This window comes from Segatella copri DSM 18205 (assembly GCF_025151535.1).
Classification (GTDB): domain Bacteria; phylum Bacteroidota; class Bacteroidia; order Bacteroidales; family Bacteroidaceae; genus Prevotella; species Prevotella copri.
This window is the reverse complement of sequence record NZ_CP102288.1, coordinates 3149783-3167797: the sequence shown is the minus strand read 5'-3', so window position 1 is coordinate 3167797 and position 18015 is coordinate 3149783. Positions and strand designations below refer to the sequence as shown.

The 18015-nt window shown below is 44.2% G+C and carries 13 protein-coding genes and 2 pseudogenes; 13 read left to right on the top strand and 2 right to left on the bottom strand.

Annotated features, from left to right (window positions below):
• Window positions 1-65 precede the first annotated feature (65 nt).
• From NQ544_RS13230 to NQ544_RS13205, 7 genes and pseudogenes are all read left to right on the top strand, one after another.
• Window positions 66-620 carry a helix-turn-helix domain-containing protein gene (locus NQ544_RS13230; RefSeq protein ID WP_006847542.1) on the top strand — a complete coding sequence of 185 codons (555 nt, stop codon included), beginning with the start codon at window positions 66-68 and terminating at the stop codon, window positions 618-620.
• Window positions 621-630: 10 nt separating this feature from the next.
• Complete coding sequence (locus NQ544_RS13225) at window positions 631-2289, top strand: AMP-binding protein (RefSeq protein WP_006847543.1); 1659 nt, start codon at window positions 631-633, stop codon at window positions 2287-2289.
• A 68-nt stretch (window positions 2290-2357) separates the two neighbouring features.
• Window positions 2358-3125: pseudogene (proB, locus tag NQ544_RS13220) on the top strand (glutamate 5-kinase); the annotation flags it as partial.
• 26 nt (window positions 3126-3151) lie between these two features.
• Window positions 3152-3376, top strand: coding sequence for a virulence RhuM family protein (locus NQ544_RS14045; protein ID WP_006847545.1), 225 nt, complete (start codon window positions 3152-3154; stop codon window positions 3374-3376).
• Window positions 3310-3591, top strand: a pseudogene (gene rhuM, locus NQ544_RS14040) (RhuM family protein); the annotation flags it as partial. The gene NQ544_RS14045 and the pseudogene rhuM, both read left to right, overlap by 67 nt.
• Window positions 3592-3683: 92 nt before the next feature.
• Complete coding sequence (locus NQ544_RS13210) at window positions 3684-4106, top strand: DUF6398 domain-containing protein (protein ID WP_006847547.1); 423 nt, start codon at window positions 3684-3686, stop codon at window positions 4104-4106.
• Between the two features lie 212 nt (window positions 4107-4318).
• Complete coding sequence (locus NQ544_RS13205; RefSeq protein ID WP_006847549.1) at window positions 4319-5092, top strand: transposase; 774 nt, start codon at window positions 4319-4321, stop codon at window positions 5090-5092.
• Window positions 5093-5309: 217 nt separating this feature from the next.
• On the opposite strand, the gene NQ544_RS13200 is transcribed toward NQ544_RS13205, so the two are convergent.
• Together NQ544_RS13200 and NQ544_RS13195 are read right to left on the bottom strand one after the other, a co-directional pair.
• Window positions 5310-7490 carry an alpha-galactosidase gene (locus NQ544_RS13200; RefSeq protein ID WP_006847550.1) on the bottom strand — a complete coding sequence of 727 codons (2181 nt, stop codon included), beginning with the start codon at window positions 7488-7490 and terminating at the stop codon, window positions 5310-5312.
• A gap of 64 nt (window positions 7491-7554) precedes the next feature.
• The gene (locus NQ544_RS13195) at window positions 7555-9834 is read right to left on the bottom strand and encodes a TonB-dependent receptor (RefSeq protein ID WP_006847551.1); all 2280 of its coding nucleotides are present in this window, start codon (window positions 9832-9834) and stop codon (window positions 7555-7557) included.
• A gap of 330 nt (window positions 9835-10164) precedes the next feature.
• Between NQ544_RS13195 and NQ544_RS13190 the strand changes: the two genes are divergently transcribed.
• The 6 genes from NQ544_RS13190 (at window position 10165) to NQ544_RS13165 (ending at window position 17845) form a co-directional block, all read left to right on the top strand.
• Complete coding sequence (locus tag NQ544_RS13190) at window positions 10165-11781, top strand: SusR-related protein (RefSeq protein ID WP_006847552.1); 1617 nt, start codon at window positions 10165-10167, stop codon at window positions 11779-11781.
• A 277-nt stretch (window positions 11782-12058) separates the two neighbouring features.
• A complete protein-coding gene (locus NQ544_RS13185) occupies window positions 12059-13477 on the top strand; it encodes an AAA family ATPase (protein ID WP_006847553.1) in 1419 nt (472 codons plus the stop codon).
• A gap of 28 nt (window positions 13478-13505) precedes the next feature.
• Window positions 13506-13634: a hypothetical protein gene (locus NQ544_RS13180; RefSeq protein WP_254949479.1), complete on the top strand. Its 129-nt coding sequence runs from the start codon at window positions 13506-13508 to the stop codon at window positions 13632-13634.
• A gap of 774 nt (window positions 13635-14408) precedes the next feature.
• Window positions 14409-14879 carry a lipocalin-like domain-containing protein gene (locus NQ544_RS13175; RefSeq protein WP_006847555.1) on the top strand — a complete coding sequence of 157 codons (471 nt, stop codon included), beginning with the start codon at window positions 14409-14411 and terminating at the stop codon, window positions 14877-14879.
• Between the two features lie 556 nt (window positions 14880-15435).
• Window positions 15436-16722, top strand: a complete 1287-nt coding sequence (locus NQ544_RS13170) for a glutamate-5-semialdehyde dehydrogenase (protein ID WP_006847557.1) — start codon at window positions 15436-15438, stop codon at window positions 16720-16722.
• A gap of 160 nt (window positions 16723-16882) precedes the next feature.
• The gene (locus NQ544_RS13165) at window positions 16883-17845 is read left to right on the top strand and encodes a Rossmann-fold NAD(P)-binding domain-containing protein (protein ID WP_006847559.1); all 963 of its coding nucleotides are present in this window, start codon (window positions 16883-16885) and stop codon (window positions 17843-17845) included.
• The last annotated feature ends 170 nt before the right edge of the window (window positions 17846-18015 follow it).

Below are 18015 nucleotides of genomic sequence, written 5' to 3'. Positions count from 1 at the left end.
TTTCGAAATTGCCCATCAGCAACTGTTCAATGTATTATCAAAGCAAACAATAAAAAGAATATTTTATGGATGAAGCAATCAAACAAATCGGTGAAAGGCTGAAAGGTCTCCGCGAGGTTCTCAATATTCCTGCCGAGGAAATTGCAGAACTGTGCGAAATCAGTCTTGATCATTACCTCAAGATAGAATCCGGTGAGGCGGATCCTTCTGTTTATCGCCTGTCAAAAATCTCTAAGCGATACGGCATCGACCTTGACGTATTGCTCTTCGGAGAGGAACCTCGCATGAAGGGATACTACGTTACCCGCAAGGGACAGGGACCGGAGATAGACCGCAACAACCAGTATAAATACCAGAGCCTTGCCGTAGGATTCAAGGATAGAAAGGTGAATCCGTTCATGGTACAGGTGGATCCGTTGCCAGGCGACAAGAAACCAAACAAGAACGGACACGACGGACAGGAATATGATTATGTGATTGAGGGACAGCTCGAAGTAACCATCGAAGAAAAGGTGATGGTGCTGAATCCAGGCGACAGCATCTACTTCGACAGTAGAAAGTCGCATTGTTTCCGCTCACTCAACAATGAGCCAGCCAAGTTCCTTTGTATAATAATCTAGAAGAGTAACTATGATCGAGAGATTTCTAAAACAGACAAAATTTACTTCAGAGCAAGACTTCAAGGAGCATCTGGAGTTTATCATACCAGAAGATTTCAACTTTGCCTACGACGTGATGGACGAATGGGCAAAGATCAAACCAGACCACGTGGCGCTGCTTTGGGCAAGTGAACGTGGAGAAGAAATCCATTTTACATACAAGGACCTGAAGGAGCAGAGCGACAAGGCTGCTGCTTACTTCCAGAGTCTCGGCATCGGTCACGATGATAAAGTGATGCTCATTCTGAAGCGTCACTATCAGTGGTGGCTTGCCATGCTCGGTCTCCACAAGTTGGGTGCCGTAGCCATCCCTGCTACCCACATGCTTACCAAGCACGACATCGTTTACCGCAACAATGCAGCAAGCGTGAAGGCGATTATCTGCTGCGGCGATGATTACGTGGTAGAGCAGGTTAATCAGGCAATGCCAGAGAGTCCGACTGTCAAGACATTGATTAGTATCGGTCCGGATATCCCTGAAGGTTTCCACGACTGGATGAAGGAATGGAACGAATGTGCTCCTTTCGTTCGTCCGGAGCATGTAAGCTCTAACGAAGATACCCTGCTGATGTACTTTACATCGGGAACCACAGGCGAGCCAAAGATGGTGGCACACGATCACCTCTATGCGCTCGGTCATCTGACCACGGGTGTATATTGGCACAATCTCCACGAGAATTCCATCCATCTTACCGTAGCCGATACCGGTTGGGGCAAGGCTGTATGGGGCAAACTCTACGGACAATGGTTTGCCGGAGCTACCGTCTTTGTCTTCGATCACGAGAAGTTTACGGCTGATAAGATCATGCGCCAGATTGAGAAGTATCACATCACCTCTTTCTGTGCCCCTCCTACCATCTATCGCTTCATGATTCAGGAAGATTTCTCTAAGTATGACCTCAGCAGTCTTGAATACTGCACCACAGCGGGTGAGGCAATGAACCCATCCGTGGCAGAGACCTTCCAGAAGCTGACTGGTGTTCAGATTTACGAGGGCTTCGGACAGACTGAGACCACGATGACACTCGGAACCTTCCCTTGGATCAAACCAAAGCCAGGAAGCATGGGCAAGCCAAATCCACAATATGATGTTCACATCCTTCGCCCAGACATGACGGAATGCGAAGATGGTGAAAAGGGCGAGATTTGCATCCGCATCGGCGACGACAAGCCTATCGGCCTCTTCAAATATTACTATCGTGATGAGAAGCAGACCAAATCGGTTTGGCATGATGGTTTCTATCACACGGGCGATATGGCCTGGCGTGATGAGGAAGGCTACTTCTGGTTTGAGGGCAGAATCGATGACGTAATCAAGAGCTCGGGCTACCGCATCGGTCCTTTCGAGGTAGAGAATGCCCTGATGACTCACCCTGCCGTAGTAGAGTGCGCCATCACCGGTGTGCCAGACCCAATCCGCGGTATGGTAGTCAAGGCTACCGTCGTGCTGAAGGATGAATACAAGAGTATGGCAGGTCCAGACCTAGTCAAGAAGCTGCAGGATCATGTGAAGCATGAGACTGCCCCTTATAAATATCCTCGCATCATCGAATTCGTAGATGAATTGCCAAAGACCATCTCCGGCAAGATTCGAAGAGTAGAGATTAGAGAGAAAGACAACAAAAAATAAAGAAGAATGCGCTGGGAGGGCAGGTTTTGTTTCCTGCCCTCACCCAGTATGTCAACATAAAAGAATTTATGAGACGAATAGTAGTAAAGGTGGGCAGCAACGTGCTGACCCGAGAGGATGGACATTTGAACGTAACTAGAATGTCGGCTTTGGTTGACCAACTGGCTTGGTTGAGAAGGCACGACTACGAGGTGATACTCGTATCTTCTGGTGCCGTGATGGCAGGCAGGGGCGAATTGCAGGTAGACCACCAGCTGGACAGTGTAGAGCAGCGACAGCTGTTCTCTTCCGTAGGTCAAGGCAAGCTGATTAGATTGTATTATGACCTGTTCAGAGAATACAACATCAAGGTGGGACAGGTATTGACCATGAAGGAGAACTTCCTTGCCAAGGAACAGTATCAGAACCAAAAGGCTTGTATGGAACTGATGTTGGAGAATGGCGTACTCCCTATCGTCAACGAGAATGATACCGTATGCCTCACCGAGCTAATGTTTACGGATAACGATGAATTATCTGGCTTGATTGCAAGAATGCTGAATGCCGATGCCCTCGTTTTGCTCTCCAATGTGGATGGCATTTACAATGGCGACCCATCTCTCCCAACCTCTCGCATCATCCCTTCGGTATATTACGACCGAGATGTGAGCGAATATGTGAGCGATGAGAAGAGTAGCCACGGCAGAGGCGGCATGATTTCCAAATTGAAGACCGCCCAGGATGTAGCGAATGCCGGCATCAAGGTGATCATTGCCAATGGTAATACCCCAAACATCCTCATCGACCTCAAAGAGCATCCGATGGAGACCCTACATACAGAGTTTGCTCCAAGACCGATGGAAAAATAATAGAATCACAAGCAATGGCAAAGAAAAAAGAAATACGTAACAGTACTGCAGAGTTTCTTACCTTCGTGGCAGAGGGTAAGGAACAAGGCGTACAGGTATTGTATAAAGACGAGACGGTGTGGGCTACACAGAAGGCAATGGCGACATTGTTTGACTGCTCAACCGATAACATATGGGAAAACTTGTCAACACCATTTTGGATTTTGCCCAACGCATGGCAGACCGTCACATTCCCATGACAATGGAGGATTGGGCGAAACGTATAGATATCGTTTTAGAAGCTGGTGGAGATGACGTCTTGAAAGACGCTGGGGAGGTGACGGCAGAGTATGCAAAGGAATATGCCGAGACTGAGTTTGAAAAATACCGCATCATCCAAGACCGCCTTTTCCGCTCCGACTTCGACAAGTTTGACGGCAACGAAGACTTGCCATCTTTGGATTTCAAGGAGTAAGTATTTCTTTGAAGGCATTACATAAATATATTTAGACGCATGAACCATTCGAGGTGAAGATTATTGAATAAAAATAAAAGGCATCAGAAAATATGGACAAAAAAGAATTGAAAGAAAGAGAAGTGAAGGTAACAGAACTTGCTGTGAACTTCTGCAACGAGAAGTTGGACGAGGAATGTGCCACACTATGCACCCAGCTGATACAGAAACTTGGAAGGAAACGCACCAATCCTCTCCAGTCTGGAAGATTAGAGATTTGGGCAGCAGCAGCTGTTTACACCATATGCAGCATCAACTTCATATTCAGCAAGGACTCCCGACTAAGCTTGACATCGAATGACATCTGTGAATATTTTGGCACAAGCAACTCTACCACGGCGCAAAAGTCGAGGACGATAAAAGACTTGCTGAAGATAAGTCAAGTATTCGATCCCAACTTTTCATTGAAAGAGATTGCCACAAACAATCCTTTCAATCGTCTTCGAATGTCAAATGGATTTTTCTTCTTCGACTAATGTCAAAAGACAAGGCTACATTACGGGCATTCCTTGCCAATAACAATGCACCATGCCCAAAAAGTGGGACAACGTTCCACCTTTTTGGCATGGTGTATTGTTTACCTCAGTTCGGGATAAGAAATAGTGCCTAAAAAAGTTGGTAATCTCCGATATTTTTTGTATCTTTGTAGTTGAAATCCAATTAGTTACAAACATAAAAAGATATCATTATGGAGATTACCAAGGACAAAGTTACAGAATTATTTTGTATTATTGATGAATTTTACAAAGTTTTTGATGCTGAAAATGCAGGAAAATTGCTTTTGAGTGAAGATAGAGTAAAGCGCAGACGACGTAAAGCCTCTTTATCTGATAGTGAAATCATGACGATTTTGCTGTATTTCCATTTCGGCTCGTTCCGAAACTTCAAGCATTATTACCTATTCTTTATTAGAGAAACTTTGAAGTCATATTTTCCAAATGCGGTGTCTTATAACCGTTTTGTAGAACTTGAAAATCGCGTATTCTTCCCTCTCATGTTCTTCCTGAATCTCCGTGCTTTTGGCAGATGTAATGATAGAGGTGAGATAATTGCTTTTGTTCTCACTGGTGCAAACGTTAGCGACAAAGATCCAACGGTATTCGATGTATTGGCTAAACGTCTGTATGGTAAGCTGTTTGCAGATAAAGGCTATATCTCGCAAAAATTCTTCGATTCGCTTTTTGAGGAAGGCATCCAGTTGGTTACAGGACTGAGAGTGAACATGAAGAACAAACTAATGCCGTTCTATGACAAGATGATGCTACGCAAAAGATACATCATTGAAACGATTAATGACCTGTTGAAAAATACGGCTCAGATAGTACATTCACGTCACAGGTCTGTTGCGAATTTCATCATAAATATTATTTCTGCATTAGGGGCATACTGTTTCTTTGACAACAAGCCCAAGGCACTTACTGGATACGTTATCGAAGATACGAAACAGCTGAGTCTTTTCTAACATTGCATATTTTACAGGAGGATTTTGTCTCAGCAACCATCCAAGATATATAGATGGTTGCCAAGCCTCTGTGTCCCTTATATAAAAACATTATAAAGCCTTTAGATAGAGCTCGTTATCCCGAACTGAGGTAACAAATAAAATCAAGACTGGTTTATGCATAAGATTAAACCAGTCTTGATTAACTTCTTTATTATAGGATGCTTACAGAGAAACTTTATTCTAATACCAATACGTGGCTCGTTCCATCGGTCTGGCTGAATACATTCAAGCCGACCTTCATCAGATAGTCACCGCTGTACTGCTTGCCATTGCACTCCAAATCAGATTCCTTTCCAGGCATCAGATTGGTCTCCTTTACGGTATAAACCTTATCGGCATCCAATCCCTGCATCTTCACATTCATCACAGGCTCCTTGTAGCGTGGATGCAAGTCGTAAGCAAAGAGAACGGCACGCTGCTTGTCCTTACTTACATAGTTAATGGCACAGTGGTTGCCTTCGTATGGAGAAACCAGACGATACTGGTCGCCCTCAAGAATCATCGGCTTCATGCTATCGTAGTTCTTGACAGCATTCTGCACAAACTTGTATTCATCACCAGAAAGCGACTTGAGGTCGATATCAAAGCCCAACTTACATGAACTGCAAACATCGGTGCGGAACTTCACACTGGTATTCTTGTTCCAATTGGTTACATGCGAACCCATGGTCTTGGCTGGGAAGAACTTTGACAGACTCCACTGGATGTAGAGGCGCTCGTATGGATCCGTATCGTCTGAACACCAGAACTCGGTAAAATACTTAAGCATCTCGTAATCCATTCTGCCGCCACCGCCAGAGCAGAGCATCATCGGCAACTTAGGATACTTCTTATGAATACGGGTAAGGACCTTGTAGATACCACGGACATGATCGATATAGAAATTACCCTGATTCTCCTTATGATATGGAGAATAGATATTGGTAATCACACTGTTGCAGTCCCACTTGAAGTAAGCCACATCCGGATTCTCCGTCATGATACGATCCACGATGCCGAACACATAATCCTGTACCTTAGGATTACTGATATCAAGTACCAGCTGGTTGCGGTAATAATAGGTATCACGCTTTGGCTGCATGATGACCCAGTCAGGATGCTTCTCAAAGAGTTCGCTCTTAGGATTCACCATCTCAGGCTCAATCCAAATACCAAACTTTACACCAGCCTTCTTGGCATCTCTTACCAATCCAGATATTCCATCAGGCAGTTTGCTCTTGGTAGCCTCCCAGTCGCCGAGACCTGCATGGTCGTCCTTGCGAGGATACTTGTTGGCAAACCAACCATCATCAAGCAAAAACATATCAACACCCAGGTCCTTGGCATCCTTCATCAACTCTGCAAGACTCTGCTGGTTGAAGTCGAAGCCTGTATTCTCCCAGTTGTTCAAGAGCGTAAGGCGATCTTCCATACCCATGTTTACCTGATACTGGCGAGCCCAATTGTGCAAATTACGGGAAGCCTCACCAATACCATTATCGCTCATGGCAAAGATAAACTCAGGGGTAGTGAACGTCTCACCAGCCTTCAGCTTATAGTTAGAGGCGTATGGATTGATGGCAGGAATAACCCGAAGAGCTCCCACGTTATCTACCTCGAAGGTAAATCGGAAGTTCCCAGGCCATCCGATGGTTCCAAGCATCACCTTGCCCTCATTCTCCTTGGCAGGCTCATCGAATCCCAGTTCAAAGAACGGCTCCTCCTGCATGGCTGCACGAGTACCCAACTTGGTATCAACAATCTTCTTACCAGCAGTCAACTGGCAAGTTTCAGGCTGTCCTTCCTTAGCCCAGTCGCTATGATAATTGGTAACGAAATACTTGTTTGCCTTGAAATAAAGCATTGTTGAGCTATATCTCCAAAGCGTAACCGGAGCTTTCTCCTTATGAGAAATTTCGCTCCACGCCTTGATGACGTTCTCCTTAGGGTAAGCTGCATAGTGGAGCTTCACGGTCAGCGGATACACCTTGTCCTTAAGCGTGATGATGGTCTCAACACCTCCACTGATAGCCTTTTCTTCAGAAGACTGATAATACAAATAGGTGGTCATGTTACCATCTGCATGGGTCACTGCCACTGCCGGCTCGAAGAAATCTTCAGCACCAGAGGTTGCATAAACCTCATGACCTCGCTGGCAGACGGAACCATCAGAAGCCGCATATACATCCCACTTCAGATGATTGTAATCTGAAGGATTCTTCAACTTGTCACCCAGATACACTTGGTAGAGGCGACCCTTAGGAGAAACCTGCATCACGAGGTCGGTCTTGTCGGTTGACACTCGGATGGTCTTTTGAGCAGATGCCATGATAGATGTCATGCACATCGCTGCGATAATCATAAATACCTTTTTCATCGTTCTTTGGTTTTTACGTGATTGCTTTGTTATAATTAAACGCTATAATTCTTTCGTTATTATCTTAGAATTTGATTCCTGCAGAGAATTCCACCGTGAACGGACGGAGATAGCTACCACTCATGTACTTGCCGTCATATTTGCCAGCTTCCTGCTTGGTAATCAGCTCAGAGCCGCTAATGGTACCCTTGGCACCCTTCTCGTTGAAGATATTGATGACACTCACGCCAAGGCTCAGTTTCTTGTTCACATTCCAGTTGATTCCGCCGAAAGTCTCCCAGTGACCATTGAAGTAGAGTGCCTCCTGAAGGTTGGCATAGGTCTTACCGAAGTAACGGAAGCTCAACCAGGCATTCAGATTCTTGGTGATGTCGTATTTAGGGTCCAACTCTACAAGAACCTGAGGAATCTCCTTGACAATCATATTGTTGGCATTCACACCCATAGACTGACCGTCACTGAACGTTACGCTCGCATTATAGTTCTTATACACCGGCTTCTGATAAGTGAAGAGTGCATGCATGTGGAAGTTCTTGAACGGATTGATTTCTGCCGAGGTTGTCCAACCCAAAGTCTGGATGTTATAGATGAGCAACACGGTCTTGCCCTCTGTAGTGCCAGGCTTGGTAAGATTCTGCTGGTCGATATTGTTCGACTTTGAAATGTAGGTCACCATTGAAGAGAGGTCAATCCAATCGTTCTTGTAGAAAATACCACCACGAATCAATGGAATGGTTACTCGCTTATACTGCTCCTCGGTAGGTCCTGTTCCTGCATACTCGCTGATGCGTGGGAAACGGGTGGCGATGGTAGCATCGGCTGTCAGACCAAACTGGCGGGTAAGGTTATACGTCAACTGCAAGGTGGCTGCATAATTCAATTTATCCTTGGTTACGTTCTTTGCTTCGATGCTGTGCTCGGTAGCAACAACAGAACCATCAGCAGCAGTGGCGTATGTATTATAGTTACCCATGTGGAATCCTGAGAAACGTGGAGTAGAAATCTGCTCGGCAGACATGCGGTAGTACTCCAATCTACCACCATAGAACACCTTGAACTTAGGACTAACCTTCCATTCGTCGGTAAAGTAGAGTGCCAACTTGTTCTCTGAACCCTTGGTGTATTCTGGACTCAACTCATTATAACCGAAAGTTTCAGAACGATGAGCTGTCTGCGTAGGATCAAGGGGATTGACATATATCTGGCTCAATGTGCGTGGATAAGCTTCTACGGTGCCTGCCCACTGGAACGAAGACGAATAGTAATTGAGATGGTAATACCACTCGTTCAAACCAATCATTAACTTATGGTTATTCAACTGCTTAGAGATTTCGGTAGTCAAAAGCGCATTGCTCACCTTACCAACATGCAACCAGGTGCGACGGCCTTCTATATAGCCACTGTAGGCAGACCCATCAGAAAGCTGATAGCCATCAGCCTCGCTCACCTGAGAGATGGTACTTCCTCCGTAATCTACATAATTGGCACGTGGAGCATTCATATACTTGGCGTTGAATTTCCACAACCATCCATTATCAAACTGATACTGGCTGATGAGGGCAATTTCGTTGGCATGATTCTCACTGCCATCGCTCATATTCCATGTCTCCATCTTTCCTGACTTTGTATTCAAGTATTGGAAAGAACCTTGACGCTGCACGTATGAGTCCATACCCGGATCAAAGCCATCAATCTTCTTGATACTACCGTCGCCAGAATAGATAAATGGGGCTGCATTGGCAAAATTGCCAGGGTTCTTGCTGTTGGAATACTTATATAATAAGGAGACACGTCCCTTTCCATCATTCAAGATGCGAGTGATACCGAAATGATAAAGTTGGGTACGGTCGGCATAATCAGTAAAGCGAAGCTTGAAACTACCTGGATCGAAATTCTGATACATACTGGCAGTATAAAGCCAATTGTCACCGATTCCACCAGACAGGTTGAGGTCTACATTCTGCATACCAAAATGGTTTGCCTTATAGTTGAGCTTGCCCTTGAACTCTTTCTGTCCCAACTCGCTGAAAGAAGAAACTGCGTATGCAATATTACCTGTAGCAATGGCAGACTCAGATGGAGTCATCAAGTCGGTACCTTTCAGTGAGGCATCGCTACGCCAATGTGCAGACAGTCTGTGTACGGAAGAAGAGTAAACGGCTGGAAGACCGTTCTCATATACGGTTACATCCTCACTTGGCAATCCTATCTGGATTTCACGAGGCTTGTTGGCATCAGATGCGTTGAGCATCACATTACGCTCTTCCTTTTTCTCCTTGTTTTCAGATTCGTCGGAAGGAAGTGCATACACTTGGCTTGCAGCAGACATCGCTACCAAAGCCATAGAAAATGTACGGATTCTTAAGTTCATAATCTTACAGTTGTTTATTCTTAGTTTTACATGATTTCACTTGCTACCGAATGCGATTCGATTGCGGTTGCAAAGTTAAGGAGATTTTTCAGACATTGGCATCATGTGTAGGTTACGAGTAGATAAATATTAGATTTATTAAGTCTATAACCTTCTAATAATCAAGCTATCAAAGATATTAATACTTTTTAATAGAGTAGATGGTAAAAAGAGGAATAAATGTAGTATCTTTGCAGAAAAATACAATTATAAGGCACTCTAATAGCCTATCAGATAGTAACAATAACAATTAAAAGGATAGTTATGAAAGTAGTATTGTGGTTCTTAATGATGTTTATGCCATTAATGGCAAATGCTTCTTCCGTAAACGAGGAACAGCTGTTCCATCGTTTAGACAGTTACATCGCTCAGCGAAGCAAGTTTACCCAAAGAAAAGAAGCGAAACTACTAAGACTCAAAAAGCAACTATACATGACTTCCGACAAGCGCAGCCAGCTTAGGCTCTATAACCAGATCTACAGAGAGTATTATACCTACCGTTACGACTCTGCCATGACATACGCCAAGAAGGGCTACCAGCTGGCAGCACAACTTCAGGATGATTATTTCATCAACCTGAATAAAATCAATCGTGCGGCAGTGCTGTCAACAGGCGGTTTCTACAGCCAGGCAGAAGACTTAATGCTCGCAATGGATGTGGAGAAAATGTCACCTAAGTTATTGCAATACTATTATTATACCTTGACTTGGGTATATAACTACTGGGAAACTTTCTGCAATAAGTCGGAGTTTCAAGAAGGATTGGCAGCCAAGAAACGTTTTTATTTAGGCAAGACTCTTGAACATATCGGCAACAAGGAATCCGCTCTTTATTACTATCTTTCAGGAGAGTTTGAATATCTAAAGCAGCGTACAAGCAAAAAGATGCTTCAGTTCTACATGAAGGCACTTTCAGCCAGTCCCCTGAACAGCCGTGTGCATGCCTCATCGGCTTATTGCATAGCCCGCTATTATTATGATACCGACCAAAAGGATTTATATGAAAAGTATATTGTAGAAGCAGCCATCTCAGACCAGATATGTCCCCTGAAGGAGAATCTTGCCCTTCAGGAACTTTCCACCTATCTATATAATAAGGATGCCTCCTATGCAAAGAGGGTTGCCAAATACATCTATTGCTCCATGGAGGATGCCCAATTCTACAACAACCGCCTCCGCATGGTAGAGATTTCCCGCATACTACCCCTTATCACAGAAACGAACCATCAGGCAGAAGTACGCAAGAACCGCATCGTAACAGCATCTCTCGTCATCGTGAGTATCCTGTCACTAGGATTCCTTGCCATGGCTTTCTTTGCATTCAAGATGAACAAGCGTCTAGCCAAGAGCCGTAGGGAGATAAAAAGCCAAAATACACTCTTGGACGAACTGAACCAGAAGCTGCTCAACACCAATAAGCGAAGAGAAACCTATATGCATTTATTTATGGACATCAGTGCTGTATATATCAAGAAACTGGATGATTATCGCAAATTGGTAAGCCGCAAAATCAAGGCAAAGCAAACTGCCGATCTTCTGACTGCCATCAACAGCTACAAGCTGGCAGAAGAAGAGGCTGCCAACTTCTATATTCGCTTCGACAAGGCATTCATTGACTTGTATCCGAATTTCGTGGAAGAGTTCAACCAACTGCTGTTGCCAGAAAAACAGATAGTTCTCCCTGCCCCTAACAGTCTTACCAAGGAACTGCGTATCTATGCACTGATGCGACTGGGAATTACGGATGGTCAGGAACTGGCCACCCTCCTGTTCTATTCTACGCAAACCATCTATAATTACAAGGCAGCCATCAGAAAGCGAGCCAAAGACCTCACCACTTTTGATGCAGCCATCAACCAACTATGCAATGTGATAGGCTAATTAGAGTCAGAACAGCCAAGAGAACATAAAAGGAGCGTATGCGCTTTAAACGTGCGGAATGTGCTTAAAAAAGACACATTCCGCACGTTTAAAGCACATTTTCTTAGATATCGCTTCATATTTGGGCTATTCTGCATACTCTTTTCTTTACTTTTTATAATAACAAACGTTAAAAATATACTTTAAACGTGCGGAATGTATCTAAAAAAAGATAGATTCCGCACGTTATCTCACTATTTTTTCGTATATTTGCCCCAGAAATATAACTATTTGAACTATGTTAATAGGTAGAAAAGAAGAACTGAAGACACTTCATCAAGCGTTGATTGCTGATGAGTCGAAGTTTGTTGCCATATATGGGCGCAGACGAGTGGGAAAGACTTTCCTGGTAAGGGAGGCCTTCAACAATGACTTTGCCTTTTATCATACAGGATTGGCAAATGAGACCAATCGCATACAATTGGCAGAGTTCAACCGTTCACTCACATCATATAGCAAACAGAAACAGTCGAAGTTAAAAGATTGGTATGATGCTTTTGACAGGTTGGGGCAACTGTTGGTGCAATCTACTATCCCCAAGAAAGTTGTGTTCATCGACGAGATGCCATGGATGGATTCTCCACGCTCCAATTTTCTTTCGGCTTTGGAACATTTCTGGAATGGATGGGCTTCCGCCCGCAAGGATATTCTCCTCATCGTTTGCGGCAGTGCTACCTCATGGATTATCAATAAGGTAATTAAAAATCATGGTGGATTGCACAACCGTGTGTCTATCCGTATTCACCTGAAACCGTTTTGCTTAAGGGAATGCGAACTCTATTCTGAAGAAATGGGACTGCGCTTTAATCGCCGACAGGTTTTGGAAGGCTATATGATCATGGGAGGTGTTCCGTTTTATTGGTCTCAACTGAAACCGGGAATGAGTCTGGCACAGAACATCAACCAGTTATTTTTCTCAGAAGATGGCAATCTTCGTCACGAGTTTGATGACTTATACGACTCTTTGTTCAAACAGCCTAAGCCTTATCTCTCGATAGTAGATGCTTTGGCAACCAAGAAAGTCGGAATGACCCGAACAGAAATCTTACGAACTACCAAATTGACCGACAATGGAAAGTTGACGGAATACTTAGAGAACTTGGAATACTGCGGATTTATCCGAAAATATAATTGCATCGGAATGAAAGCCAAGAATGCCTTATTCCAGCTAATGGACAATTACACCTTATTTTATTATAAGTTTATCAAGGACAGCTATATCAATGATGCACAATATTGGACAAAGATTACCGGCAAACCCGAGTACAATACGTGGTGCGGTTTGGCTTTTGAACGAGTATGCCTGCAGCATGTGGGGCAGATCAAGGCGAAGCTTGGCATTCAAGGAGTTATCACCACGGTTTATTCTTGGAGTGTAGGCGGGAGCAAGGAAAAGCCGGGAGCACAGATCGACTTGCTGGTAGACAGGAGCGATGATGTCATTAATCTCTGTGAAATCAAATACTCCAAGGCTCCTTTTCAGATAACTAATACGATAGATGCGAGTTTACAAAACAAGCGAGAGCGCTTCATCCAAGAGACTGGTACCGAAAAAGCCGTGCATCTTACAATGATTACGACCATGGGATTATCCGACAATCCTTATGCCTGGGATGTTCAGTCGGTAGTAACAATGGATGACTTGTTTGTTCTCTAAACGTCCTAACTATATTAAGTTGGAGGAGATGGCAACAGAATCTGTTCTGAAAGCATTCTGCAAGGCATTAAAGATAAAGCTCGTAAAAGAGCGCCTCCCTTTACGTGATTTGAACGATGCTTGGGAATATCTTCACAACTACACTATGGATATGTAGATTCCCTAACTGCTTTAACAAGCCAGAGAATATGGTTGCTTAAGTAAGAGAATGTGGTTGCTTAAGCTTACGGACACAGAATCTCGGGTTAACGGAGATAGTTTCTTGAGTTAGCGGAGACAGTTTCTTGGGTAAGAGAATACTGCTTCTCGGAGTTTGCCGCTAGGCTCAGCAGCTCTGCTGAGCCTAGTCAGCAGGTCTGCCGACTGCAGTCAGCACATCTGCTGACTATAGGGACAACACCTATAATCGTACGAATACAATTCTCTTGTGATACAACATCATCAACAATATATAAGAGAATAAGGAACGTTCTTCATAGAACTATCCTTTGACTTTTAAAGATAAGCAAGAGGGCTGTGCAGACAAACTTAAAAAGCACAGAAGCAAGGCAAAAAGAAAATTTTTCCTTTAAATTTCTGGGTTTAATTTTGCTATTTCAAGAATTATCCTTACCTTTGCAGTTGGAATCGAATCACACTATTGTGAGGACTTCCATATTTTTGATGGTTAAATTAGCGTTTGCTATTCGGTCATGCAAATTGGAACGTAGGAAATTTCAAAAAGAGCATTAGAAACGACAGATAGTGAACGTCCGCTATATCGTGGGCGTTACTTGTTGTTCTAATCAGCTTTTCCTACGGCTGCAATTTGGACAAGTTTCGTCCACGTGTTTGTATCCGTAGGTTATGTAGAACGATGGCTTCGCAATCTATCCAGTTCACTAATTTAATAACATTAAAAGCATAGCTATCGGCATAACGGGCAAATTTTATGAAAAAGTTACATTTTTCTCTTTTGGCGATTCTTTTCGCCTTGTTTGCAATGGTGTCTTTCACTGCTTGTTCTTCAGATGACGAAGACACGCCTTCCCCAGAAGATGTCCAGACATACATCATTGGAATGTGGCAACCTACACATGTAACAGGCTATGACTGGGATGAAAATGACAAGCCTGCTAAAGTAGATCAGGACATAGACATTGATGATGCTATCTCTTTCGAATTCAAGCAAGGTGGCACTTTCAATGAGTATTTTTGGACTGGAAACAAATGGAAAATAGATTGTTCCGGAGAAGCCTATACTATCTCAGGCAACAAATTAACTACATACGAAGAAGATGGCATCAACGTTTTAGATGTGTATACCATACAGAGTATTAATTCGACAACTATGGTTTTAAAATACAATCTGGATGGCAACGCCTCATATCCTAGTACTATCACATTCAAGAAGATTAAATAATCAAAAGATTACATCATAAATGGCAGAAAGTTGAGTATGTACCTCAACTTTCTGCCATTTTCTTTTGCATATTCAAGAAACAGTTGTACCTTTGCCTTTACAATAAGGCTGTAACACAAAAGATGTAATGGCGTATAAAACTAAGTAACAAGAAATTAGAAAATCTTTTCATTTACCAAAGGATATGAAAGTTCTGAGTATTTCTGCGATAGAATTCGGAAAAGGATTCTCGGAGACAAACATCATGAATTTCAAGAAGTTCTACCTGAAATTCAAAGAGTTAACAATTCTTCAGACACTGTCTGAAGAATTCAAAAAGCAAAAACAGCAGACACTGTCTGCTGAATCTTCTTTGCTACCCCCAAAAGGTCAGGCGCTGCCTGACCTTTTTAAATCTCATTTTCCGTATAACTATCCATTTATCTATAAAATCATCACTTTTTCTTGCATAAAGTTTGCAATTTCCGATATTTATGCTTACCTTTGCCGTTGTTAAGAGGGAACTCGTAACACATTACAAAATATCTTATCATAAAAATAAGAAAGGAAATAGCAAATGGAACTGAAAGAGACTTTCCAAAAAGTGAAGGCAGCTAGCAAGACACTGGGCTTGCTCAGCGACGAACAACGTAATGAAGTGCTAAAGGCGGTGGCTGACGCTATCATCGCAGAGACTCCTGCGCTCCTTGCAGCGAACGCAGAAGACCTGGCGAAGATGGACAAGGCGAACCCGCTCTACGACCGATTGCAACTCACAGAGCAGCGACTCCAGGATATTGCTTCGGATATGCGACACGTAAGTACCCTGCCCTCACCGCTCGGAAGAGTTCTCAAAGACAAAACACTCGAAAATGGTTTGCATCTGCAGCGAGTAGCCGTTCCATTCGGAGTTATCGGCATGATTTATGAAGCCCGTCCTAATGTGACTTACGATGTTTTCTCACTCTGTTTCAAGAGTGGAAATGCGTGCGTACTGAAAGGTGGTAAGGATGCAAACGCCTCAAACTCAGCGGGTGTCGAACTTATCCACAGGGTGTTGATAACTTTTGGTATTGATCCGAATGTTGTTACACTGCTCCCTGCTACCCATGAAGCTACCGGCGAAATGCTGAATGCCGTGGGCTATATTGACCTCTGTATTCCTCGTGGAGGAAAGAAGCTCATCAACTTCGTCCGTGATACTGCCAAAGTTCCGGTTATCGAAACCGGAGCCGGCGTGGTACATTGTTACTTCGACAAGGATGGCGACCTGGAGATGGGCAAGCGCATCATCACCAATGCCAAGTGCCGAAGAGTGAGCGTATGCAATGCGCTCGACTGTCTGCTGATTCACGAAAACAGATTAAGCGACCTCCCTGCTCTCTGCGAGGGACTCGCCGAGAAACAGACCAAGATTCATGCAGATGCCAAGGCTTACGAAGCCTTAAAGGGACACTATCCTGACACCTTATTATATAAGGCAGAGGAAAGCGAAGCGAAGATGAAAGAGGCTGATGCCAACGTGAAGAGTATCTGGAACACCGAATGGCTCAGCATGCAGATGGGCATCAAAACCGTTGTTTCAGAAGATGAAGCACTCGACCATATCGCCACTTACGGAAGCGGACATAGCGAGAGCATTGTTTCCAACAATGAAACTGCCCAGAAGAAGTTCCAGGCGATGGTAGATGCAGCCTGCGTTTATGTGAATGCTCCAACCAGTTTCACCGATGGCGCACAGTTCGGATTGGGCGCAGAGATTGGCATCAGTACCCAAAAGCTTGGAGCCCGCGGACCAATGGCGCTAGAAGAGATTACCACCTACAAGTGGTTGATTACAGGTCAGGGACAGACAAGAGCCTAACAAGACCCGCTCCGTACCTGCTCCGTACCCTCTCCGTACCAAGTCTTAGTTTCTGCCATGTTTGCAAGGTTTGCATGCAAACTTTGCAAACATCAAGATTCAAGAAGAAAGATTCAAGAGCAATATATATCAGAAATAACAAATAAAAAACGAAATAACAATGAAGACATTCTTTAATGTTGAAGACCTTGGCGACCTGAAAGCAGCGCTCGCCGAGGCACAGGAAGTGAAAGCAAACCGTTTCGGTTATCAGGAGTTGGGCAAGAACAAAACCTTGCTGATGATATTCTTCAATAACAGTCTCCGTACCCGACTGAGTACACAGAAGGCTGCGATGAACCTGGGCATGAATGTTATCGTGCTTGATGTGAATGCCGGTGCATGGAAACTGGAGACAGAGCGTGGCGTTATCATGGATGGCGACAAGAGCGAGCACCTGCTGGAGGCAATCCCTGTGATGGGTAGCTTCTGCGACCTTATCGGTGTTCGTAGCTTTGCCGGTTTGAAAGACCGTGACTACGATTATGCCGAGACCATCGTCAACCAGTTTGTAAAGTACAGCGGCCGCCCAGTCTTCGCTATGGAGACAGCTACCGTTCATCCACTCCAGGCATTTGCCGACCTCATCACCATCGAGGAGCATAAGAAGGTGGCTCGTCCTAAGGTAGTCCTGACCTGGGCTCCTCATTGCCGTGCCTTGCCTCAGGCTGTGCCAAACTCATTCGCCCAGTGGATGAATGCAGCCGATGTAGATTTCGTGGTTACTCACCCTGAGGGATACGAACTCGATCCTAAGTTCGTAGGCAATGCCAAGGTAGAGTACAACCAGAAGAAGGCTCTGGAAGGTGCAGACTTCGTTTATGCCAAGAACTGGAGCTGTCCGGGCGTGAAAGACCCAGCACAGTATGGCGAAATTCTGAGCAAGGATATGAGCTGGACCATCGACGAGGAGCACATGAGCTGGACCAACGATGGTTGCTTCATGCACTGCCTGCCAGTTCGCCGTGGCTTGATTGTAACCGATGATGTCATTGAAAGCAAGAACAGTCTGGTGATTCCAGAGGCAGCCAACCGTGAGATTTCAGCCGAGGTGGTCATCAAGCGTATGCTCGAATCACTCTAAAGCAGGAAATAAGAAAAAGATAGGGGGAAGTGAAGGAAAACAAGCCTTTATTTCCCTCTTTTCCGTTCTATCCAGCCTGTTCCTATCCCCATATCTCGGTATTTTTATCATTTCATCCTGTCTATATTCTTATATCTCAGATATTATCCGTACCTTTGCTGCCGAAAAAA